The sequence below is a fragment of the Microbulbifer maximicatervae (SeqCode) genome (assembly GCF_052467815.1).
The window spans coordinates 2,732,141-2,753,777 of record NZ_CP174326.1 but is presented as its reverse complement, the minus strand read 5'-3'; the positions used below and the strand labels follow the sequence as shown (position 1 = coordinate 2,753,777).

The following is a 21,637-nucleotide window of genomic DNA, read 5'->3' as shown; positions in this document are numbered from 1 at the left end:
TCCTTCTCTCCCCCAAAAAACAAAGAGGCCTCTTGGGCCCCTTTGTTTACCGGCAGAGTATTTTTAAAACATCATAGTCATTAACTTGCGCTGGTACTGAGTGGCAACAGGGTCGCCAGCACCCAAACTTTTTACAATATCCAGGAACGTCTGCTTGGCAGCACCATCGGCAAAACCCATGTCTTTACGCAAAATATCCAGTAATAATTGCAGTGCTTCTTCATGGCGGTTGGCTTGGCTGTACTGCACTGCCAATTGATAAGCAGAATCGCTATCCGCAGGATTTTCTTCCAGCGCCTTTTGCAGAGCCTGAATTTCCGGAGTTTCCGCTGCCTGTTGCTTCAGCTCCAATTGAGCCATCAGCTGCTGGTATTCCGCATCCTGGTCTGCCAGCAGAATTTTACCGAGCACAGTCTCCGCTTCCTGGGCACGGTTTTGGTCGAGCAGGATAGCAGCCAGTTGTTTGGCGATATCAGTGCGTTCAGACGATTCCGTATAAGCCTGACGCAACAGAGGCAGGGCTTCCGCCACTTTATCTTCACCGATTAACGCCTGTGCCTGCTGCAACTTTATGTCCCAGGGTTTTGGCAGATACTTATCCAGCATCTCACGAATCTGTGTCTCTGGCTGCACACCGGCAAAGCCATCTACCGGCTGGCCATCTTTTAAAACCATTACCGTGGGCAAACTGCGTACACCCAGCTGACCCGCCAGCATTTGCTCGGTATCTGCATTGACCTTGGCCAATAAAAACTGACCGCTATACTCATTGGCCAGTTTTTCCAACACCGGCATCAACTGCTTGCACGGCTCACACCAATCGGCCCAAAAGTCCACCACTACCGGGCGCTTCATGGACTCTTCAATCAGAATTTGCTGGGCGTTCTCTGCCGTTACATCGACAATAAATTCGTTCACATCCTCTCCTAGACTAAATCTGGGTATTTCTATTCACAGGGGCCTTTAGCGGTAGAGCAGCTCCGCTCCATAGGCCAGTTCCAAGGACTCCCGCTCAAGCTTGCGAAGCCCCTTAACCACCAGGCCATATGAGCGATCTACCATTCGCTCAATCTCATAATCCGGCACTGTGCCATCCAACAACACCGTATTCCAGTGTTTCTTGTTCATATGGTAACCCGGGATAACACCGGAAAAGATGTCCCTTAACGCCTGGGCTTCATCGGGATCGCACTTGAGATTACTGGCGTCCACCCCGCGGTAACAGCTTAAGGTAGCAAACATACGCCCCTTAATCTTAAATACCGCCACATCCGGGCCAAAAGGAAAATCCTCGATAGCTTCCGGTCGCGATAGTAAATACTCTCTCAAAGTGCCTTTTTGCATGATTACCAATCCAGGGATGACGGCAGGCGCGGTGAGGATAATAAACGGGTAAAGCGCTGCCAGCGCTCTTCATTATTTTGACTGCCCTGCTCTACATAATCAGCAACCAGTGTCTTACCCCAATTGTAATTAATTACGTAGGCGCCGTAGGCATCTACAAAATCCTTCCGCTGTGCCGCCTTGGCGGGGCTCATCAAGGTATATTTCTCAAACAACGCAGGTACCTGCGCGCCCTCAATTTCCCCGTCGATATACTGGCGGGCAATCTCATTGCCGGCAAAACCCAACTTATCTACCAGGGCCATTACCTGCTCATACTTTTCCGCCGTTTTGGGATCCAGGCCAGCTAGGGGGTAGAGAACTTCCATTTCAAAACGGGTTTTCTCTTCACCGGGGAAAGTCAGCTCAATCCCGTAGTTTGCACTTCCTTCGGCAATCAGTGACTGTGGACTGAAAAGTGGGTAAACGCTGTACTCTGCCCAACCCCGTTCCTTGACCAGAGTTTGCTCCAACAGCGCGTTATAGGTGTGATGCCCCGGATACCCTTCGTGACAGCCCAGGTCAATAGCCCTATCTATCGTAATTGGCAGGCCATTGTTCACCTGTATAAGACTGTGCGATCGCCCCTTATACCAGTTGTAGCCACTCCAGGGTTTGTCGCTGACATACTCCAGAACAAAACTCTCATCCGCTGGAAGTGAAACATACTGCTTAGTGCGCGCGCGGCATTCTTTAATGGCGGCATCAAATACGGCCTGAAGGCGATCGGCAGGAATTTCATAAGCTTTGCGGAAGCTGGCTACCCTCTCACTCAAGGGCTGCTCACCAGGGAGTAATGCTTCCAACTCCTCCAGCATAGGTTCAAAACTTTCCAAATCCTGCTGCGGGGGCTCGGTGTCGTAGAGGGTTCGAGCTTCATTGGCGAAGCTTCTCGGGCTCTCTCCTGCCAGACTACGAGCATGGAACACCAGGGCCCGCAACTGTGTCTTCAGGTAATGCATACGCAGGTTTTCGATAGACCCATCGCCGTCGATTACCGCTGGCAGCTCTGCCAGTAAAGACTCTCCGCGCCGGGCGATATCTGCAGCGCTCGCCTTACTCTTGGTGGCAGTTTCACGCAATTCAGCCGGACCGTAATAGGCATCGACATAGCTGTCGTCATGATTTCCCAGTTCAAGTACTAGAAGGACATAAGCCTGGGCCAGACTATCCATCGCACTATCTCCACTATTGGATTTGGGATTTGTTGTAGCCGATTGATCATCAACCCCGACTTCAGAATCGGCTTTCTTATTAGCTGTAGTTTGGCCATCACAAGCCCCGAGCAGAAGGGAAATAGCCAGCACTGGTAGCACCTGTGCCAGTGTTCTCAAATACATAATTCTTATTTCTCTCACGTACATTAACAATGGGAACTGGAGACTAATGGAATCAGGCCCCTCCAGGACCGAGATGCAGTAACATCAGGAACGCTAAAACAACTTAACCCTGGCGGTTGGGCTGCTGTTCTGCGTCTTCCCCTTCCCCAAGGCTATCGCTGCCACCTTCATCCAGGGGCTCCCCCTCCCCATGAACTTCAAACTCATCGGCCACCGGAGCTTTGCGCAAGACCAGGAACCCCGCCACCCCAGCAATTACTGATGCCAGTAGGATACCCGCTTTAGCTTGGATCAACAGCTCATATTCAGAGCTGAAGGCCAGCTCGGCAATGAAGATCGACATAGTGAAGCCAATCCCGCCAAGGAGTGCAACACCGACAATATGTTGGAAATTGGCGGACTTAGGCAACTTGCCCCAGCCAAGCTTCCAGCCAATCCAGGTGGCGCCAACGATACCCACCAGCTTGCCCACAACCAAGCCGGAAATGACCCCTAGGGTGACAGGATTTATCACTGCCGAAGAACTGGTAAAACTACTAAAGGGAATACCGGCGTTAGCCAATGCAAAAATAGGGATTATTACGAAACCCACCGGTGTGTGCAGGCGGGTTTCCATGCGCTGTAGCGGCGATTGCGCCAGGTTGACGCCATTTCCCAGCGCCATCACTCGGGCGCGCAACGCATCGTTAGCAATAATCTTATCGCCTGGACGGAAACAGCGGTCAAAGCTGCGAATAATATCCTTTACAAAGGTACTAAAGGCCACCGGGTCATATTTGGGTTTGGCCGGCAGTGCCATTGCCGTAATCACCCCCGCAATAGTCGCATGTACCCCCGCCAGGTAGAACTCATACCAGAGCAGCACACCGACAAATACATAGGCCGGAGAACTGCGAACCCCTGCCGCTTTTAGCAGCCACATAATCACTACCAGGCAACCCGCCGCAATCAACGCAGTGATATTCACCTGTTCGGTATACCAGATTGCAATCACTAAAATTGCGCCCAAATCATCCACAATGGCTAGCGCAACCAGGAAAGTAACCACCGCACGAGGCACCCGATTCCCCAAAAGAGCAATACAGCCGACAGCAAATGCTATATCCGTGGCCATGGGAATGCCCCAGCCACGCTCTGCACCACTATCCGCATTAAAAGAAGCGTAAATAAGTGCCGGCACCACCATTCCGCCAATTGCCGCCATCACCGGAAGTACAGCTTGGCGAAGGTCGGACAGCTCTCCCACCATAAATTCGCGCTTTAATTCCAATCCCACCAGAAAGAAAAAGATCGCCATCAAGCCATCGTTAATCCAGTGGTGTAAGGAGAGAGAGAATTCCCAGTTTCCAGCGCTGAGGCTGATGGGCATATGCAACAGGTGCTTGTATGCCTCCTGCAAAGGGGAGTTGGCAATAACCAACGCCGCCAGAGCAGATAGCATCAACAAAATACCACTGCTACTTTGGCGATGGATAAATTCTTCAAAGGGAGTAACCAAGCGCCCAAAGGCGCCCTCAAGTGGCGCCTCAAAGACCTTTCCCTTGCGAATTTTGAACTTATCCAGAACGCTTTTTGCCATCAGCTAACATCCTCCTTACTAAAGATTAGTCCCACAATTTGCGGAGCCGCACTTCTACCTGCTGGAGCCAGAGGTTAGCATGGGCCCTGTATTCTCAATTATGTAAACAGGATTGCACCGCGAAACATGACCCGATTGGATCAACTGCTTGTACAGAGAGAGCTGGCAAACTCCCGCACCCATGCAAAGAAACTGATTGATGCCGGAAGGGTCATGGTATCCGATGGCGGTACCCTCCAGCCCGCGCGCAAGGCCGGGCAGAGCATTCCGGAAGATTGCGCCCTTGAAGTCACCCCTCTACCGGAAGACCAGTATGTTTCCCGAGCGGGCCTGAAATTGGCCGCCATCCTCGACCAGACAGGACTAAACCCCTCTGGGTGGCACGCACTGGATGTTGGCTGCTCTACTGGCGGTTTTAGCGACTGCCTACTTCAACGGGGAGCAGCATCAGTTGTCGGTGTTGATGTTGGGCGAGATCAGTTGGCGCAGAAGTTACTGGACGACCCCCGTATGCACCTATTTGAAGGGGTAAATGCACGCCATCTGGAAGCCTCCCAAATCGCCCCCCACGGAGACGCAGGCTTTGATGCCATCGTTATGGATGTCTCTTTTATTTCCCAAGCACTCATTCTGCCGCAGTTACCCGCCTTGCTTAAACCTTCGGGACAACTCCTAAGTCTGGTTAAACCGCAATTTGAAGTGGGCCCGGAGGGGATCGGCAAGGGTGGTCTGGTGCGTGATGCAAAATACTACCCGGAGGTGCGCGAGCGCATCACTGCCTTATGCGAAGATTTGGGACTTGAGGTGAAAGAGTATATTGATAGTCCAATAAAGGGCGGCGATGGCAACCGGGAGTTTTTACTCTGGGCAAGTCCCGCTAAAAGAGTTACTAAACAGTAAATACTAAGAGAAATGGCCAGATGAGAGGCCCTTAACAAAGGCCTCTCAAACTGAGAAAAAATCCAAGAAACTATTGCGAATCACTGAACTGCTCAGAGAGAAGAGTGAGAGGGATTACACCATTTTGTAAAACCTTCCCGTGAAATGCTTTGAGGTCAAAGTTTTCCTTCTCCTGCTCCGCCTGGCGCAGGTTCATAATATAAGTAAAACCAATATGGTATGAGCTGGCTTGACCGGGATAATAAATAAAGCGATCAATATCTCTTAAAACTTCTGTATCTGACAAGCCTGTAGCTTCAGAAAAGTAGACTTTAGCCTCTGCCAAAGTCCACCCCTTTGCATTTATTCCAGTATCCACTACTAAACGGGCAGCTCGATGAAGCTCCGCCTGTAATCGGCCCAGGTTTCCATAGCGATTATCAGCATACCACCCCTGCTCATAAGCTAATCGCTCCGCATACAAACCCCACCCCTCAGAAAACCCTGAAACCCTAGTTATACTCCGAAAAATAGGAAGGTTAAGATCACCAGTGAATGAATACTGAGCATGGTGACCCGGTATTCCCTCATGGTAAACAAACCTAGGTAAATCCAATAATGTAGTATCCTCAGAAGTATTTACATAAATCTTAGCGCTTTCATCACCTATAGCAGAGGCATAGGCATAACCGAAAGACTCTACCAATTCCAGCTCGTCATACTTGAATTCAGGAAATAAACTGACACTTTTTTCACCAGCGTCATTCAAAAGCTCTTCAAAAGTGGTGAGAATGTTTTCTGTAGCAACCTTAGGTGCATCCTCACGCGCCATCGCATACAGCGTAGACAAGTCATTTGACACATCATAACCCAGCGATTCAAATTCAGAGTAAACCTCTGTGTGAAGAGCCTTAAGAGAATCAACACCTATTTGATGAACCTCTAGAGCATCAAGTGGCACACTGACCTCTCGACTTAATAGGCTATTGTAATATTCCTTACCGCCTGGATATTGAGAAAGACCTGGATTTTCAGGTGCACTATCTAATTGAGTTAAAAGTAGGTCTGCCACTTTTACACGGATAGGGGCAACTTGCTCTTCCAGTATATATTTACACCGCAGCAGCCATTCATCACGCTGATCCGCTGAAACCTCCATTTTTTCTACCGCAGACTCTAATATCAAATAAAGCGGGTCTTGTTCAGAGCTCTCCATCCAATAATTAAGCCCATCGCGAACTGCTAAAATAGTATCTTTATCATCAACTACGCCCAACTTCCCTCTAGCTAAAAGCCAAAACCTGATAGAAGAGTAATAGGATGGCAAATACGCAACCTGACTTAAATAATGCTCAATATCCCCAGCATCCTCAAGAGTAAAAAAATAAAAAACATTTTGTACATTAATAGCCGTAACCGCGTTAACACCAAAATGCAGCTGACTCTCAACATCTAAGTAACTTCGCAGGAACCACTTATAAAAATCGTATTCAATTTTTTGCTCGTCACTTAAAGCTCGTCTATTAAATGCTCTCAACTCAACTAGTGTTTTAGCATATAACGCAAGGGTTTCGGCTTTATAAGACAAAGAAATTGGAGTAACACCAGGATAAGGGAGCCCTATATCTTCATGCACTTGATAAATTAAAGCCAAACTCGGATCTCGCTGAAGGAGTTCCGCATTTGAACTTTCCACAAAAGAATCAAAATTTTGGTCATGCGCCCTAAGCTGAAAACTAATAACAAAAAGCAAAAAAAACAAACTAAACCTTAACACCCTCATAAAAAAATCCTTAAATATTATACTGTTCAGCACAAATCATAATGCCCCCAAGGAGTATGAAAATGAAATAAATTCTCATTAGAATACGGAAATTTCATACTTTATAATTAGGGGAACCCAGAATAATTCTATAATACGTCCGTATTACGACTTCTTAAAAAGTCTAGGTATTCTTGCAAAGCAGCTCCTTGATTGTGAACTATTCTGCAAGTCAGGGGCATTATGGAATCACCCAGAGACTCCCTGATCAACCTCTAAATTAGCTATTCTATTTTTTGCTGATTCATTGTCAGGATTAATTAACAATGATTTTCTATAGCAGTTTACAGCAAGTTCTTTCTTCCCTTTAACCACATAAGCTTCAGCCAAGCTTTCCCAGGCCTTATATGAATCTGGATAGAACTGTGTATTCAATTCAAAAAACTCTATTGCTCTATCAATATCTATGCCAAACTGATCATTATAGAGACGATCGTAACCGAAGAAACTAATAACATCCTCCCTCAACATAAACGTCCCCCCGAGCTTTCTTGAGAACTGTTCGAAGTGATTTTTAACATTCACTGCTGGGCGAAATCTAGCCTGATCATCAATCATATAACCATCAAAAATTGATCGAAGCCCTCTATAAAAGCTAATGACGGGCATGGTATGATGATTTTCCTCTGGCCCATATATTACTGAATCAACGTACAGCCCTTTCTTGGGATTCTCATTTAGCAGCCTGATAAATTCTGCAACATAGTTTTCATCAGGATATACACCTTCTACTCTCTCTGAAGTAGAGATAAACAGCCTGCGCTTTTCAGTTGATTTACCTTGTAGGAATTCAGAATACCGCTTTAAGGAGCCTCTAATTAACTCCATGATGCCTCTGGCATGCAGAGCGGTTCACAATCAAGGCGCGGCTTCGCAGGAATGTCTAGACCTTTCAAGAAGTCGCAACGCGGAGTGTGAATCGCTCTGCAAGCCCCGAAGGGCGGGCCTTGAAGGCCGCATCTGCTGCGTTGCAGCTCTTGCAAAGGGCTACGGCCATTCGCGGCGAGCTGCGCCTAACATCTGCAGCCTTCAAGACCCGCAGAGGCATTACGGAGTTAATCAGAGGCTCCTTAACATAATCTGCTCATCCCACCACACACTTGGATCAATAGCGATATACGCATTAAAATATTCAGGCGATGAATATAAGCTATGGATAACAGGTAAACCTGTAAATGAGTAACCTGCAAGAATTTGATACCCAGATGTCGGATATTCCGCGTTTATCTCTGGGATAAGCTCTTCTCTTAAAAACTCAAGAAATTGATCAGCGCCCCCTGTATTGGATAGCGCCTGATTTTTACGCCCACCATATTCAGTTAGCGATCTAGTAGGTGAACTATCTCTTACACGTTCTTGACTTACGATACCTACAACAATCATTTCAGGAATTACTGGAGTGGCATCAGAACTAAGCTGCCGAACCATACCTGTGAAGGCATGAAAGAAGCTATTGAAATCTGCATCAAGTAAATAAAGAACCGGATAATCTTTATATCCTCCTTCTTTAAAGGATGTGGGAAGAGAAATCCAATACTCCCTTTTCTCTTCGAGAGTTTGCGAGACAATAACCTTGCGCTCACCAATAGTTAACTCTTTGGATTGAGCAGTTAAACTCCAAACTACGGCAATTAAAATAGCTATAAATTTTCTTTTCATAGGAACACTCCATCTTTCCGCCAGCTAACCATTTAATCCACTAACAATTTAATAATCAGAGAAGGAAGAAAATCATACGCCGCGTTCTAGACTCAATGGGAGTGAAGAATTCACAATGTGTTTCGAATGCAGTCTAGCCTTTCCCTCTGCCCCAAGAGTAAGTGGTCAAATAGCGATATATACTCCAATAATCGTTCGGGCCACTTTTTAGGCATTAGTCCAAAATATTTCCTGCTTTGCGAAGGGATCCTTGTAAGAATCCTGGCTGACCTGGGTTAAACCAAGCCTTTGCATGGACATTTCAGCGATATGTCTATTAAATGCTGAGATATGCCTTCCATTTAGGTAGTGGCCAATATCTACCCAGGAAGCATGCTTAATTTCTTCCGTATCTGTTATTGAAATATCCCGATTTAAGGCACTTAATTCACATACGAAGTAGATATCCGTATAGCCTAAATTCGTAGGAAATCGGGTGGCAAATCCGAGTACTGAGGAAAACTCGCAGGACACACCGGTCTCCTCATAAACCTCACGAATCACCGCATCGGCTATCTTTTCACCCAGATCAACGGTTCCTCCAGGCAGCTTCGGGCTTGATGCTGCACTGTGGCCCTGGACACAGAGTAGTTGCCCATCAAGCAGTACGAATCCTCCAACTCCCACCGTATGAGTTGGGTAGAAGGGAACATATGCATCTTCCTGAAGCTTAAGAACCAGCCTTGTAGCAGAATCCCGACAGCTATGAAATGTAAAACCATGATTTAGGCATATCGGGATAAACCGGGTAAGTGCATCTCGAAGATCTATCCATATCAACTTTCGGCTGTTAACTCTGGATACTTCTATAATGGCTACCAGTTCAACCAAGAACTGATCTTCCGTACCAGAAAAATTCTCGAGATCCAAAGTAACGCAATTAAAGGAATCAACTGTATGATGAAACACAAGTAACTTATTCAACACCTAAATGATTTCAATACCATAAACGATATAGCCAACACTGAATCAATCATTCGTTCATCGATGTAAAGCCAACTTCGAATCCACAATAATAGCTCTGTGCCATTATTTGATAAGATACATCCCTTCAGTGTCTGGACGGCTCAATTCAAATCCAAATTTTCTATAAAGTTCGGGAACATCTGCCATCAACGTAATATATGCTGAAGGAAGGGCTTCACGATCCAGGTAAGCCATAATGTGCTCCATGACCTGACGCCCCAGGCCAACACCTTGGAATTTGGGATCGACAGCAACATCCACTATCTCAAAATTAAGTGCGCCATCCCCCACTACCCGGCCCATAGCGACAGTTTCAGATTGTCTTTTTATATGGATACCGTACAAGCTATTTGGAAGGCCTTTTTCCGCTGCTTCACGGCTTCTGGGGGTTAAGCCTGTTATCTCTCGCAGTTTGAGGAAATCCTCGGTAGAAGCTACTTTCTCAGTAATTGTGTACATACCTTGCCGAATAAAATAAACAAATTAATAGTACCGCTAAGCCTACCTAGTACCCAGCGACAACCCAATCGTTATAGGAAGGTACTTAAACTGGAATTTCCTGGATCTCTGTCACCACTTCAGCTTTCACGGAGTTCGCAATAAAACACTGTTTGTGGGAAAGGTGATGTATTTTTTCTAACTGCTCGCGACTGGGTTGTTTTTCACCGGAGAAGCGCACTGAAGGACGCAGGGTAACTTTAGTCATAGCAATTCGGCCATCCTTATCGGCCCCCATAATTCCTATAGCTTCATCGCAATATTCATCAACCACAAATCCTCGCTTGGCTGCAATCGATAGAAAAAACAACATGTGGCAGCTGGACAGAGCCGCTACAAAAGCTTCTTCTGGATCAACGTTTTCAACCACTGAATAGGGAATGGGTACAACATGGGGGGAAGAGGAGGCTGGGATAGATGCCCCACCATCAAATTGCCAGGTGTGGGCTCGACTGTATTGATTATCGGTGAAAATCTGCTCGTCGCGTTTCCAGGTCACCGTTGAAGTATACTCTGACAAGACTTATCTCCCTTTAGACGACACCCCTAGTCTTGGGGGAAAAGGGGCTAAATTGGGATGCTCACCAGCCCTAAGATTACCAAGAACCGGTGAGTGCTATTTCAAATGGTCCATCGCCTCCCAAAGCCGGATATAGGCGCCACAAGAAATACTAGTTAAGCGGCATCCACCTGCTCATCGGTGCGAGCAGCCATGATAAAGTCATTTTTGTGCAGGCCCTTAGCCTCGTGACTCCACCAGGTAACCGTAACCTTACCCCATTCAGTCAGCAGTGCGGGGTGATGCCCCACCTCTTCGGCAATCGCGCCGACACGGTTGGTAAACGCCAGAGCCTGCTTGAAGTTACGAAACTTAAACACGCGTTCCAGCTGCATAATTCCGTCACGGGTCATCGGCATCCAGTCAGGGATCTGCCGCAGCAGTCCTGGTAGTTCGTCATCACTCACCAGCGGCGCATCGGCACGACAGGCTTCACATTGTTGTTGAGCTAGTTCGGTCATGAATCGGTCCTCAAAACCTTGTTTATTATCGGCTCAATTGGGCCGGCCTCACTCTACCCGCCCCCCCTTAACGAAACAAGTACAGGGCTCAAAAACGCATTTTATCCGGTTTTACCATCACAAAATGGAACCGCATGCTAAAAATATTGGACGATCTATGGGCACCGCAGCCATGGGTCGACATCGGCAGATTAACGTGAGGATTGTCATGAAAGCACACCTCAGTCTATTACTACTTCTGGTAGTTCTAGGGGCTTGTGAGCGCCAGCAAGTGGATAGAGAGCGCCTTCCTCCTCCAGAGAAGGTTATCCTGGAGGAAATGCGCTCCGAGACAAACCTGGCATTTGAGCAGCTTTGTCATCAATTTATACACGGCCTATGGAGTCTATTCCCATCCTGGGCACTCAGTGAAGGCTACTATGAAGCTGCCAAAGAGCTTCAGGTACCCGATAAGAGTTATCGTAAATTCGTATTGGATTTTGCTCAAATCTATGAACGCAAATTTGCAGCCTTGGATAAAAGCCAGCTCAATATCAATTCACGCAGTAATCTCGCTCTTATTGAGAATTTTCTACAGCGACTGCAATGGCAATATACCCGCTTTAAGTCATACCAATGGGACCCTTCCATTTACAATGTCTCCCATTCTTTTGCCCTGATCCTAAACACCGACTATGCGCCACTTCTAAAGCGCCTACATACTGTTAGTAGTCGTATGCGGCAAGTGCCCGAGTACTACCAGGCGGCTAAGGCCGCTATTTATAAACCAGCGGCACCACAGCTTGAATTAGCAATTCAACAGAGTACAGGCTCGCTGGAAGTCTTTGGTGAAGAGCTGGAAAAAACGGTTAAAGAAAGTCAGATGCCTGCAGATGCAAAGGAGATTTTCCTACGGCGAATGCACGATTCTCGCTTGGCAATACAAGGCTATATTGACTTCCTGCAAAACCTGCAAAAGAAATTGACTAAATCCGGAAATTTCCGTGATTTTCGTATCGGTGAAAAACTCTACGAAGAAAAATTCCAGTTTGATATCAATATTGGAATGAGCGCTGCTGAACTATACCAGCGCGCCATCATAGAGAAGCAGGTAACCCACGATAAAATGACCAAGCTAGCTGACCAACTCTGGCCAAAATACTTTCCTTCTGATTCCCCACCCAACGAGCCACTGGTAAAAATTGAAAAGCTGCTGAACAAGCTTTCCCAATATCATGCCACCAAAGAAACTTTCAAGAAAAAAGTAGAGCAACAGATCCCGGAGCTGGCAGAGTTCGTGACCGAAAAAAACCTGTTAAGCCTGGACAAGGAAAAGCCACTGGTAGTTCGAACAACTCCTGCCTACATGCAAGGCTTTGCTGTAGCTTCCATTAATGCGCCTGGCCCCTACCATAAAAATGCAAATACCTATTACAACGTGATGCCCATAGAGACCTACTCCGATCAACGGGCGGAGAGCTTACTGCGAGAATACAACGACTATATCCTGCAGATACTCAATATCCACGAAGCGATCCCCGGGCACTACACTCAACTGGTTTACGCCAACCAGTCCCCCAGTATCCTGAAAACTATTCTCGGCAATACTGCCATGATCGAAGGCTGGGCCGTCTATGCGGAACGCATGATGCTGGATGCGGGTTACGGTAATTTTTCCCCCGAGCTGTGGCTGATGTACTACAAGTGGAACTTGCGCACTATCACTAATACCATTTTGGATTACGAGGTACAAGTAAAGGGTATCAGCCAAGCAGAGGCAATGAAGTTAATGGTCAGGGATGCCTTTCAACAACAGGCTGAAGCAGAGGGCAAATGGCGCAGGGCGACCTTAAGCCAAGTGCAGCTCACCAGCTATTTTGCTGGCTTTACAGATATTTTGGCCCTGCGCGAGGAAATCAAAAAGAAAATGGGCAACAACTTTAGTCTCAAGGGATTCCACGAGATGTTCCTGAGCTATGGCAGTGCACCTATACCAATTATTCGCGAACTGATGCTGGCGGACTTAGCCAAGCAAGGCAATAAATTCCAATAAAAAAGGCCCCTGTTGGGGCCTTTTCTTTAAATGGCGGAAGCGTTACACCTCACCTTCGGCAATCTTGGCTTTCCAGATCAGCGGGCCAGTAGTGTGTACTGACTCACCCTGACTGTCGACAGCCACAGTTACCGGCATATCTTCTACTTCGAACTCGTAAATCGCTTCCATTCCCAGCTCGGGGAAGGCGATAACTTCGGAGCCTTTAATCGCCTGGGCAACCAGATAAGCAGCGCCACCGACGGCCATAAGGTATACCGCTTTATTATCGCGGATCGCCTCAATTGCCATGGGGCCGCGCTCCGCCTTACCGATCATCCCCGCCAAGCCAGTTTCTTCCAGCATAGTGCGAGTGAATTTATCCATACGGGTAGCGGTGGTTGGACCAGCGGGACCAACAACCTCATCGCGCACCGGATCTACCGGGCCTACGTAGTAGATAAAGCGGCCGGTGAGATCCACAGGCAACTTCTCGCCTTTGGCGAGGATATCTACCATTTTCTTGTGCGCCGCATCGCGACCAGTCAGCATCTTGCCGTTCAGCAGCAGGGTCTCACCGGGCTGCCAGTTTTGGATATCTTCTGCGGTAATGGTATCCAGGTTTACCCGACGGGTATTGCTGCCCGCTTCGCGGGTAATTTCCGGCCAATCTTCCAGCTTAGGCGGAGTCTGGCGCGCAGGCCCGGAGCCATCCAGGGTAAAGTGCGTGTGACGGGTAGCCGCGCAGTTGGGGATGATCGCCACAGCCTTGTTGGCAGCGTGGGTAGGATAATCCTTGATCTTCACATCCAACACAGTGGTCAGTCCGCCCAGGCCCTGGGCGCCGATGCCCAGTTTGTTGACGGAATCATAGAGTTCCAGACGCAGCTCTTCAGCGCGGTTAGAGGCTCCGCGCTCTTGCAGCTCCTGAATGTCGATGGGGTCGAGCAGGGATTCTTTGGCCAACAGCATCGCTTTCTCAGCGGTACCGCCAATACCAATACCCAGCATGCCGGGCGGACACCAGCCGGCGCCCATCTGCGGAACCATCTTCAGCACCCAGTCAACCACCGAGTCAGATGGATTCAGCATGGCAAACTTGGTTTTGGCTTCGCTGCCGCCGCCTTTAGCTGCCACATAAACTTCTACGGTATCACCGGGAACGATTTCATAGTGAATCACCGCCGGAGTATTGTCTCCGGTATTCTTACGAGCACCGTCTGGATCTTCCAGAATAGAGGCACGCAGCACGTTGCTGGCATTTTGATAGGCCCGGCGCACACCTTCGTTAACCATATCGGTAACGCTCATGTCCGCTTCCCAGCGCACATTCATACCCACTTTCAACTTCACGGTAACAATGCCGGTATCCTGACAGATTGGGCGGTGGCCCTCGGCGCACATGCGTGAATTGATCAGGATCTGGGCCATGGCGTCCTTGGCCGCCGGGTTGACCTCTTTCTCATAAGCCTTGTTCAGGGCCTGAATGAAGTCCTGTGGGTGGTAGTAAGAAATAAATTGCAGCGCATCGGCCACGCTGCCGATCAGATCATCCTGGCGGATAGTGGTCATTGCCAACTCCGATTAACGTCTCGAGGCCGGCGATTCTACACGAAATGTAGGGTTATTGACCCAGATATTCCCATAAATCCCATTCACCGAAAGGGAAAACAAAATAAAAAAGGCGGACACCAGGTCCGCCTTTTTTAACTCAACCGGAAAACTACATGGATGAAGCTGTGGAGTCACCGCTGGACTGCAGGGAGCGAATCGCATCGCGAAGCTGCACCAGATCCTTATTCACCGAACGGCGGTAAGCATCGATAGACTCTACAGCCTCTTCATTCGCACCGACGCGCATAGTCAGGTCACTGCGCACTGAAGCCAGCTGGCGCTCCAGGCGAGCAAGCTTATCGGTCATCTCACGCTGGGAATCTGTATTGCCCTTGCGCAACTCTGCCAGAGAAGCCTCTACAGCAGCGATTTTCTTCACGCTGGACTCGAGGCCGCTGAGCTTGGTGCTGAGAGCGGCGACTTGCTTTTTGTTAGCCGCGACTGCTGTTTTATTTGCCGAGATACTCTTGCGGTTGGTGTCATAGGCAACACCCCACAGTTTGCGGATCTCCGAGGAGTTTTCCTTGGCTTTTGCATTCAGTACTTCAACCGATGCCGTAGATTCCTCATCGGAGAGGCTAAAGCGCTTCTCCAGTTCAGCAATACGGTTTTCCGCATCGGCAATACGAGTCTCTGCATCACTCAACAGGGTCCGGCTGTCCTGCCATTGCTGGTACAGAAAACCCGAAGCGCCCAGGCCACCCATCGCCATAATCAGGGCACATAGCCCCAAGAAAGAGAAACCACCTCGGCGCTCCTCCACGATCACCTGGGGCTCCGGTGAATCACTCCTTTCTTCGCTGGTAGTGAGATCCAGTGATGGTTCAAGAGCGGCGCTGCCGCCCAGTGTGGGCTCTTTGCGTTGCATGGTTCGATACACCCGATAACTGTGCTGATGAGTCCGGTACCCGCCAGTTCTATGCTGCTCTTTCCGGTACCGTATTTTCAGAAATATATGACAATAGAATCCATTCAGATTCGTCGAATTCTGCGGCAGTTATACCAAAAATTGACGAAAAAGTAAGCGGTCGCCAGTAATAATAGACGACAGTCGATTAGAGTTGACAGAAAAGCTCTCCCCCCTTGTGTTTGAGGAAATCGTCCCAAACTCCCCTAATCCACCGCGCCGGCTTAATTCTGAGATGCGGCACGTGTAGAATGCCCTCACCAATAACCCTCAGACAAAGGAAGGAAAACACCATGGCTTTCGAATTGCCTGAACTCCCCTACGCTAAGAACGCCCTGGCACCGCATATCTCCGAAGAGACTTTGGAGTACCACTACGGCAAACATCATAAAACCTACGTAGACAAGCTGAATGGCCTGCTGGAAGGCACTGCAGACGCTGACAAGTCCCTGGAAGACGTGATCAAGTCCTCTTCCGGTGGTGTGTTCAACAACGCAGCCCAGGTTTGGAACCACACTTTCTACTGGAACTGCCTGAGCCCTAACGGTGGCGGCGAAGCCACTGGCGCGATTGCCGAGGCTATCAACGCAGCCTTCGGTAGCTTCGACCAGTTCAAAGAAGCATTTACCACCAGTGCTGTGAACAACTTCGGCTCCGGCTGGACCTGGCTGGTAAAAAATGCTGACGGCTCAGTCGCTATTGTAAACACTTCCAACGCAGCAACCCCGCTGACTGAAGAAGGCGTTACTCCCCTGCTGACCTGCGATGTTTGGGAACACGCTTACTACATCGACTACCGCAACCTGCGTCCGAAGTACATGGAAGCTTTCTGGGCCCTGGTGAACTGGGAGTTTGTAAACCAGAACTTCGCTTAATCCCGAAGTCACCAGAAAAAGCGGGCCATGTGCCCGCTTTTTTATTTCTTTAATACCCTCCTCCCAATCAAATTCTCCCCACTACTGGCCAAATGCTGCTCCAGTCAGCACAATACCTTCTGATCTGCACTACACATCCCGCATAAAGCGTGGGGGATTTAGGCAGGCAACCTAAAGAATGCCACTGGAGTGGCACAAATTAGCAACGAAGAACCGAACACTGGGAATATGCTCATGAAGTTGAAACCAACCCTGATCGCAGCCGCCATAAGCGCGCTGGTTATCAGCGGCTGTGACCGCGGCGCCCCGAACACAGCCGAGCAGAGTGCAACCGCCACGGAAAGCACGGCGACTCAAGAAGTCGCAGGAAAAGTGGACCCAGCCGCAGTCAAGCGCGTAAACCAGATGTTCGAGGACTTCTTCCAGGAGCACCTTGCCCGCAGCCCAGAATACAAAACTTTCCTGGGCAAAAAGGAAGATTACGATAAGTGGGATGACCTCTCCCCAGAGTTTGCCAAGGAAACCCTGGAGATCGACAAGCGCCAGCTGGCGGAACTGAATAAAATTGATCCTTCCAACTTGGACGACGCTACCCGCTTGAGCCTGCGCCTGGCAAAACGCAACTGGCAACAGGATATCGATGGCTACAAGTGGCGCAATCACGGCTACCCGGTCAACCAGATGTATGCCACCCATACCAGTGCCGCCACACTGCTGATCAGCCAGCACCGTATTGATAATGTCGGCGATGCAGAAGCCTATATCGCCCGCTTGAATGGCATGCCCAAGTATTTCTCCCAATTGGAAGAACAACTGAAAGCCAATACTGCTGTCGGCACAATCGTACCTAAATTTGTATTCCCCTACGTAATCAGTGACTCTCGCAATCTGATCACCGGTGCACCTTTCAACGGCGAGAAAGACAGCCCCCTGTTTGCCGACTTTAAGGGCAAAGTGGAAAAGCTGGAAATCAGCGAAGATCAAAAGAAATCACTGATCGAGAATGCCAGCCGGGCCCTGACTGAAAGCGCCGGCCCCGCTTACGAAAAGTTGATCAGCTACCTGCAAGAGCTTGAGAAAAAAGCCACTACCGACGACGGCGCCTGGAAACTCGCAGACGGCGAAGAATTCTATAAATTCCGCCTCGGCGTTTACACCACTACGGATATGACTGCCGATGAGATCCACCAAACCGGTCTCAAGGAAGTTGCCCGTATTCACGACGAAATGCGCGAGATTATGCGCAAGGTGAAGTTCGAAGGTAACTTGCAGGAATTCTTCGAATTCATGCGCACCGACAAGCAGTTCTACTACCCCACCACTGAGAAAGGTAAAGCGGAATACCTGGAAAAGGCCACCGCAATTATCGACACGATGAAGGGCCGCCTGGATGAATTGTTTATCACCAAGCCCAAAGCCGATCTCGATGTAAGAGCCGTAGAAGCCTTCCGCGAAAAATCTGCGGGTAAGGCCTTCTATCAGCGCCCGGCTCCCGATGGTTCGCGCCCCGGCATCTACTATGCCAACTTGTACAATATGGAAGATATGCCGTCTTATCAGATGGAAGCATTGGCTTACCACGAAGGTATCCCCGGCCACCATATGCAGCTTTCTATCGCTCAGGAATTACAGGATATTCCCAAGTTCCGTAAATACGGTGGTTACACTGCTTATACCGAAGGCTGGGGCCTCTACTCCGAGCTGGTACCCAAGGAATTGGGCTTCTATGAAGATCCCTACTCTGACTTTGGACGCCTGGCTATGGAACTATGGCGCGCTGGCCGATTGGTGGTAGACACCGGTCTTCACTCCAAGAAATGGACTCGCGAGCAGGCGATCGACTACCTCGTAGAGAACACCCCGAACCCGAAAGGTGATGTGGTTAAAGCGATCGAACGCTATATCGTCATGCCTGGCCAAGCGACCGCATACAAAATCGGTATGCTGAAAATTGTCGAGCTGCGTGAAAAAGCCAAAACAGAACTGGGTGATCAGTTTGATGTTCGCGGCTTCCATGACACTATCCTGGCCAGTGGCCCAGTCCCCTTGGATGTACTGGAAGAACTGGTTAATGAGTGGGTTGCAAAAGTAAAAACCCAACAATAATTAATAGAAGCGACAGATAAGTACCTGATAACTACTTGTCTGTCTTTTTCTTTTCGTCAGTAGAGCATCGCAGAAGCAAAAATTCTGCATAGCTTTTACAATGCGATATTTATTGTTTTACAGAGAAGTCCGGAATGACATTCCGGACTTCTTATTAAGCAAACGCCAGCTACCAACATGACTGGTACTAAAGTCTTATTTTAGCTCCCCCCTATTTTCAGCTCACCTTACCTGCCACTGTCGTATAAAAGCACCAAAATAAAACATACCCAGTATTCCCCATACTAAAAAAGTGCACCGCTCTTAGTTTCTGCTGAATTTATATCCACAAAACCAAATAATGGGATGCTTTTACATAAAAAGGTCCATTAACTGCAAAAATAATGATAAAAAAGTAAGAGCTACTCTTTGAACGCAAGGATTGTACTCATGAAGTTAAAAATAACTCTGATTGCAGCGGCAGTAAGCTCACTCATTCTCACAGGCTGCAACGACAGTACCAACAATGCGGATGCACAAAAGATTGCCCCCTTAGAGGAAAGTGCACTTAATCAGCCACCTCCCCCTAAGGTCAGCAAAGAAATGAGAGAGGCCAGCAAGAAGGTCAATTTGCTGTTTGATAATTTCTTCCAAGAGCATCTAGACCGCAGCCCTGAATTCAAAACCTTCTTGGGCCTGAAAGAGGAGTACGGCAAATGGAATGATCTAACCCCTGAATTTGCGCAAGAAACCCATGAAATTAATAAGCGTCAATTAGCCGAGCTGAATAAAGTTGATCCCGCTATACTGGATCGACCTACCCAACTTAATCTTCGACTGGCAAAACGCACTTTGCAACAAGAGATCGAAGCCTATAAGTGGCGAAATCATAATTACCCAGTCAACCAAATGTTCGCCACCCATACCGGCGCCGCTTCGACACTTATCAGCCAGCACCGTATCGACAACATTAGGGATGCCGAAGCTTATATCTCCCGATTAAATAGAATTCCCCAGTATTTCGCACAATTGCAAGACCAACTGGAGGAAAACGCCAAAGCTGGCACCACTATCCCAAAATTTGTTTTTCCTTATGTTATTGGAGATGCACAAAACCTAATTACTGGTGCTCCTTTTGATAGAAAAAAGGACAGCCCTCTATTTGCTGACTTTAAGGGAAAAGTAGAAAATCTCGATATCAGTAAAGAGCAGAAAAAGTCCTTAATAGATAAAGCTAAAACAGCACTAAAAGACAACACTGGCCCCGCCTACAAAACCCTAATCGACTACCTGCAAGAGCTTGAGATACGCGCAACTACTGATGATGGAGCCTGGAAACTGGCAGATGGCAGTGACTTTTATAATTTTCGTCTCGGCTTTTACACATCTACCGATATGACAGCCGAAGAAGTTCATAGGATTGGCCTTGAAGAAGTGACTCGCATCCATGATGAGATGCGTGAAATTATGCGTAAAGTAAAATTCGAAGGTAAGTTGAAAAGCTTCTTCGAATTTATGCGCACCGACCAGCAATTTTATTACCCAACCACTGAACAGGGGAAAGCTGCATATCTTGAGAAGGCTACTACCATTATCGATACCATGAAGGGTAGGCTGGACGAGTTATTTATCACCAAACCTAGAGCGGACCTCGATGTGAGAGCGGTAGAACCATTCCGGGAGAAATCTGCCGGTAAAGCTTTTTACCTACAACCTGCTGCCGATGGATCACGCCCAGGCATCTACTATGCCAACCTCTACAACATGGACGATATGCCCAGCTATCAGATGGAAGCACTGGCATACCACGAGGGCATCCCCGGCCACCATATGCAGCTCTCTATCACCCAGGAATTACAGGATATCCCTAAATTCCGCAAATATGGTCACTATACCGCCTATACCGAGGGTTGGGGCCTTTACTCTGAAATGGTGCCAAAAGAGATGGGGCTCTACCAAGACCCCTACTCAGATTTTGGGCGCCTCGCCATGGAGTTGTGGCGAGCAGGACGCCTTGTAGTCGATACCGGAATTCACACCAAGAAGTGGACCCGAGAACAAGCCATACAATACCTGATGGAAAACACCCCTAATCCTGAGGGGGATGTGATTAAAGCAGTCGAGCGCTATATCGTATTACCCGGCCAGGCAACAGCCTACAAAATTGGCATGCTCAAAATTTTACAGCTTCGTGAGAAAGCCAAAAAAGAACTGGGAGAGAAGTTTGATATTCGTCAATTCCACAATGCAGTTCTGGCCAATGGTCCAGTACCACTGGATGCCCTGGAGGAAATTATTGACGAGTGGATAGCAAACACCAGAACTCCAAAAGTATAACTAAAAGGTTAAAACAGAATTAAAAAAGGCCACTATCTGTGGCCTTTTTTAATTTAAGCTAATAGCGCTCACTCTTATACTGCAAACCGCTGCCGGTATGTAGAATGATCTTATCTCTTAGGTATCGCATGGCTTAGCGATACTGTGCTCAGTTGGCTGCGGGGTAATAGTCATAACTTTTACTTCGCCAGGCGTTTCAAATCGGTGCCAGATACCTTTTGGTATAACCAATATTTGTCCGGCTGATAATTCGTTCCGCTTCTCATCACCGTTAACGAGAAGAATTAGAGCTGTTTCCCCACCTATAACTTGAACAAACTCATCTCCATTGGTGTGTCTTTCCCACTCGCTATTCCCTGAATAGTGGGCTACGTATATTCCACCATCCCTATACTCGGACAATAAGGCAAATGCATCTTTAGCTTCCTCATCCGTTGTTTCGGGAGTTCTTCCTTTTAGAAATTTAACTCTAGAAAACCCATCATCTATCGTAATAGCTTTTGACTTCGGCACTTACCAACCCCTTACAAGTACTACTCTTACTACTGGGGTGGAAGGAAAGAATACACCGCACTCGAGACACGCTGTGAGTACATCCCTGTAAGCTCCTAATCGGCATCCAT

At 48.1% G+C, this 21,637-nt stretch carries 19 protein-coding genes; 5 read left to right on the top strand and 14 right to left on the bottom strand.

Annotation, left to right across the window (positions count from 1 at the left end):
- Positions 1-63: 63 nt before the first annotated feature.
- The 4 genes from trxA to nhaA form a co-directional block, all read right to left on the bottom strand.
- Positions 64-918, bottom strand: a complete 855-nt coding sequence (gene trxA / locus ACJJIW_RS12010) for a thioredoxin (RefSeq protein WP_444935280.1) — start codon at positions 916-918, stop codon at positions 64-66.
- 45 nt (positions 919-963) lie between these two features.
- Positions 964-1,344, bottom strand: a complete 381-nt coding sequence (locus ACJJIW_RS12005) for an MmcQ/YjbR family DNA-binding protein (RefSeq protein WP_282931699.1) — start codon at positions 1,342-1,344, stop codon at positions 964-966.
- Positions 1,345-1,346: 2 nt separating this feature from the next.
- Complete coding sequence (locus ACJJIW_RS12000; protein WP_444935279.1) at positions 1,347-2,723, bottom strand: hypothetical protein; 1,377 nt, start codon at positions 2,721-2,723, stop codon at positions 1,347-1,349.
- A 103-nt stretch (positions 2,724-2,826) separates the two neighbouring features.
- Positions 2,827-4,302: a Na+/H+ antiporter NhaA gene (nhaA, locus tag ACJJIW_RS11995; RefSeq protein ID WP_444935278.1), complete on the bottom strand. Its 1,476-nt coding sequence runs from the start codon at positions 4,300-4,302 to the stop codon at positions 2,827-2,829.
- A 126-nt stretch (positions 4,303-4,428) separates the two neighbouring features.
- Between nhaA and ACJJIW_RS11990 the strand changes: the two genes are divergently transcribed.
- Positions 4,429-5,202, top strand: coding sequence for a TlyA family RNA methyltransferase (locus ACJJIW_RS11990; protein WP_444935277.1), 774 nt, complete (start codon positions 4,429-4,431; stop codon positions 5,200-5,202).
- 70 nt (positions 5,203-5,272) lie between these two features.
- Here ACJJIW_RS11990 and ACJJIW_RS11985 read toward each other — a convergent pair whose 3' ends face one another.
- From ACJJIW_RS11985 to ACJJIW_RS11955, 7 genes are all read right to left on the bottom strand, one after another.
- Positions 5,273-6,997: a DUF885 domain-containing protein gene (locus tag ACJJIW_RS11985; RefSeq protein ID WP_444935276.1), complete on the bottom strand. Its 1,725-nt coding sequence runs from the start codon at positions 6,995-6,997 to the stop codon at positions 5,273-5,275.
- Between the two features lie 195 nt (positions 6,998-7,192).
- Complete coding sequence (locus tag ACJJIW_RS11980) at positions 7,193-7,831, bottom strand: tetratricopeptide repeat protein (protein ID WP_444935275.1); 639 nt, start codon at positions 7,829-7,831, stop codon at positions 7,193-7,195.
- 231 nt (positions 7,832-8,062) lie between these two features.
- A complete protein-coding gene (locus tag ACJJIW_RS11975) occupies positions 8,063-8,662 on the bottom strand; it encodes an alpha/beta hydrolase (protein ID WP_444935274.1) in 600 nt (199 codons plus the stop codon).
- Between the two features lie 207 nt (positions 8,663-8,869).
- Complete coding sequence (locus ACJJIW_RS11970) at positions 8,870-9,610, bottom strand: NUDIX domain-containing protein (protein WP_444935273.1); 741 nt, start codon at positions 9,608-9,610, stop codon at positions 8,870-8,872.
- Positions 9,611-9,730: 120 nt separating this feature from the next.
- Positions 9,731-10,126, bottom strand: a complete 396-nt coding sequence (locus ACJJIW_RS11965; protein WP_444935272.1) for a GNAT family N-acetyltransferase — start codon at positions 10,124-10,126, stop codon at positions 9,731-9,733.
- A gap of 85 nt (positions 10,127-10,211) precedes the next feature.
- Complete coding sequence (locus tag ACJJIW_RS11960) at positions 10,212-10,685, bottom strand: OsmC family protein (protein WP_444927026.1); 474 nt, start codon at positions 10,683-10,685, stop codon at positions 10,212-10,214.
- A gap of 155 nt (positions 10,686-10,840) precedes the next feature.
- Positions 10,841-11,185, bottom strand: coding sequence for a 4a-hydroxytetrahydrobiopterin dehydratase (locus ACJJIW_RS11955; RefSeq protein ID WP_444894652.1), 345 nt, complete (start codon positions 11,183-11,185; stop codon positions 10,841-10,843).
- A gap of 208 nt (positions 11,186-11,393) precedes the next feature.
- On the opposite strand from ACJJIW_RS11955, the gene ACJJIW_RS11950 reads away from it, so the two are divergent.
- Positions 11,394-13,217: a DUF885 domain-containing protein gene (locus ACJJIW_RS11950; protein WP_444935271.1), complete on the top strand. Its 1,824-nt coding sequence runs from the start codon at positions 11,394-11,396 to the stop codon at positions 13,215-13,217.
- Positions 13,218-13,259: 42 nt separating this feature from the next.
- Here the strand turns inward: ACJJIW_RS11950 and ACJJIW_RS11945 are convergent, their stop codons facing one another.
- Entirely contained in the window at positions 13,260-14,768 is a 1,509-nt protein-coding gene (locus tag ACJJIW_RS11945) for a fumarate hydratase (protein WP_282931690.1), read from the bottom strand.
- A gap of 151 nt (positions 14,769-14,919) precedes the next feature.
- The gene (locus ACJJIW_RS11940; RefSeq protein ID WP_282931689.1) at positions 14,920-15,678 is read right to left on the bottom strand and encodes a coiled-coil domain-containing protein; all 759 of its coding nucleotides are present in this window, start codon (positions 15,676-15,678) and stop codon (positions 14,920-14,922) included.
- Between the two features lie 332 nt (positions 15,679-16,010).
- Between ACJJIW_RS11940 and sodB the strand changes: the two genes are divergently transcribed.
- The 3 genes from sodB to ACJJIW_RS11925 all read left to right on the top strand — a co-directional run bounded on the left by sodB (position 16,011) and on the right by ACJJIW_RS11925 (position 21,014).
- Positions 16,011-16,592, top strand: a complete 582-nt coding sequence (gene sodB, locus ACJJIW_RS11935) for a superoxide dismutase [Fe] (protein WP_108732228.1) — start codon at positions 16,011-16,013, stop codon at positions 16,590-16,592.
- A gap of 234 nt (positions 16,593-16,826) precedes the next feature.
- Positions 16,827-18,698 (top strand): DUF885 domain-containing protein, encoded by a 1,872-nt coding sequence (locus ACJJIW_RS11930; RefSeq protein ID WP_444935270.1) that lies wholly within the window; start codon positions 16,827-16,829, stop codon positions 18,696-18,698.
- A gap of 429 nt (positions 18,699-19,127) precedes the next feature.
- On the top strand, positions 19,128-21,014 hold the full coding sequence (locus tag ACJJIW_RS11925) for a DUF885 domain-containing protein (RefSeq protein WP_444935269.1): 1,887 nt from the start codon (positions 19,128-19,130) through the stop codon (positions 21,012-21,014).
- 117 nt (positions 21,015-21,131) lie between these two features.
- On the opposite strand, the gene ACJJIW_RS11920 is transcribed toward ACJJIW_RS11925, so the two are convergent.
- Positions 21,132-21,527: a cupin domain-containing protein gene (locus ACJJIW_RS11920; protein WP_444935268.1), complete on the bottom strand. Its 396-nt coding sequence runs from the start codon at positions 21,525-21,527 to the stop codon at positions 21,132-21,134.
- Positions 21,528-21,637 lie beyond the last annotated feature (110 nt).

Bases quoted from the DNA above. Each gene is read 5' to 3' on its own strand.
- ACJJIW_RS11930 (WP_444935270.1), top strand. From the start codon at position 16,827: ATGAAGTTGAAACCAACCCTGATCGCAGCCGCCATAAGCGCGCTGGTT.
- ACJJIW_RS11990 (WP_444935277.1), top strand. From the start codon at position 4,429: ATGACCCGATTGGATCAACTGCTTGTACAGAGAGAGCTGGCAAACTCC.
- nhaA (WP_444935278.1), bottom strand. From the start codon at position 4,302: ATGGCAAAAAGCGTTCTGGATAAGTTCAAAATTCGCAAGGGAAAGGTC.
- ACJJIW_RS11965 (WP_444935272.1), bottom strand. From the start codon at position 10,126: ATGTACACAATTACTGAGAAAGTAGCTTCTACCGAGGATTTCCTCAAA.
- ACJJIW_RS11940 (WP_282931689.1), bottom strand. From the start codon at position 15,678: ATGCAACGCAAAGAGCCCACACTGGGCGGCAGCGCCGCTCTTGAACCA.
- ACJJIW_RS12005 (WP_282931699.1), bottom strand. From the start codon at position 1,344: ATGCAAAAAGGCACTTTGAGAGAGTATTTACTATCGCGACCGGAAGCT.
- sodB (WP_108732228.1), top strand. From the start codon at position 16,011: ATGGCTTTCGAATTGCCTGAACTCCCCTACGCTAAGAACGCCCTGGCA.
- ACJJIW_RS11945 (WP_282931690.1), bottom strand. From the start codon at position 14,768: ATGACCACTATCCGCCAGGATGATCTGATCGGCAGCGTGGCCGATGCG.
- ACJJIW_RS11980 (WP_444935275.1), bottom strand. From the start codon at position 7,831: ATGGAGTTAATTAGAGGCTCCTTAAAGCGGTATTCTGAATTCCTACAA.
- ACJJIW_RS11955 (WP_444894652.1), bottom strand. From the start codon at position 11,185: ATGACCGAACTAGCTCAACAACAATGTGAAGCCTGTCGTGCCGATGCG.
- ACJJIW_RS11950 (WP_444935271.1), top strand. From the start codon at position 11,394: ATGAAAGCACACCTCAGTCTATTACTACTTCTGGTAGTTCTAGGGGCT.
- ACJJIW_RS12000 (WP_444935279.1), bottom strand. From the start codon at position 2,723: ATGTATTTGAGAACACTGGCACAGGTGCTACCAGTGCTGGCTATTTCC.
- ACJJIW_RS11925 (WP_444935269.1), top strand. From the start codon at position 19,128: ATGAAGTTAAAAATAACTCTGATTGCAGCGGCAGTAAGCTCACTCATT.
- ACJJIW_RS11975 (WP_444935274.1), bottom strand. From the start codon at position 8,662: ATGAAAAGAAAATTTATAGCTATTTTAATTGCCGTAGTTTGGAGTTTA.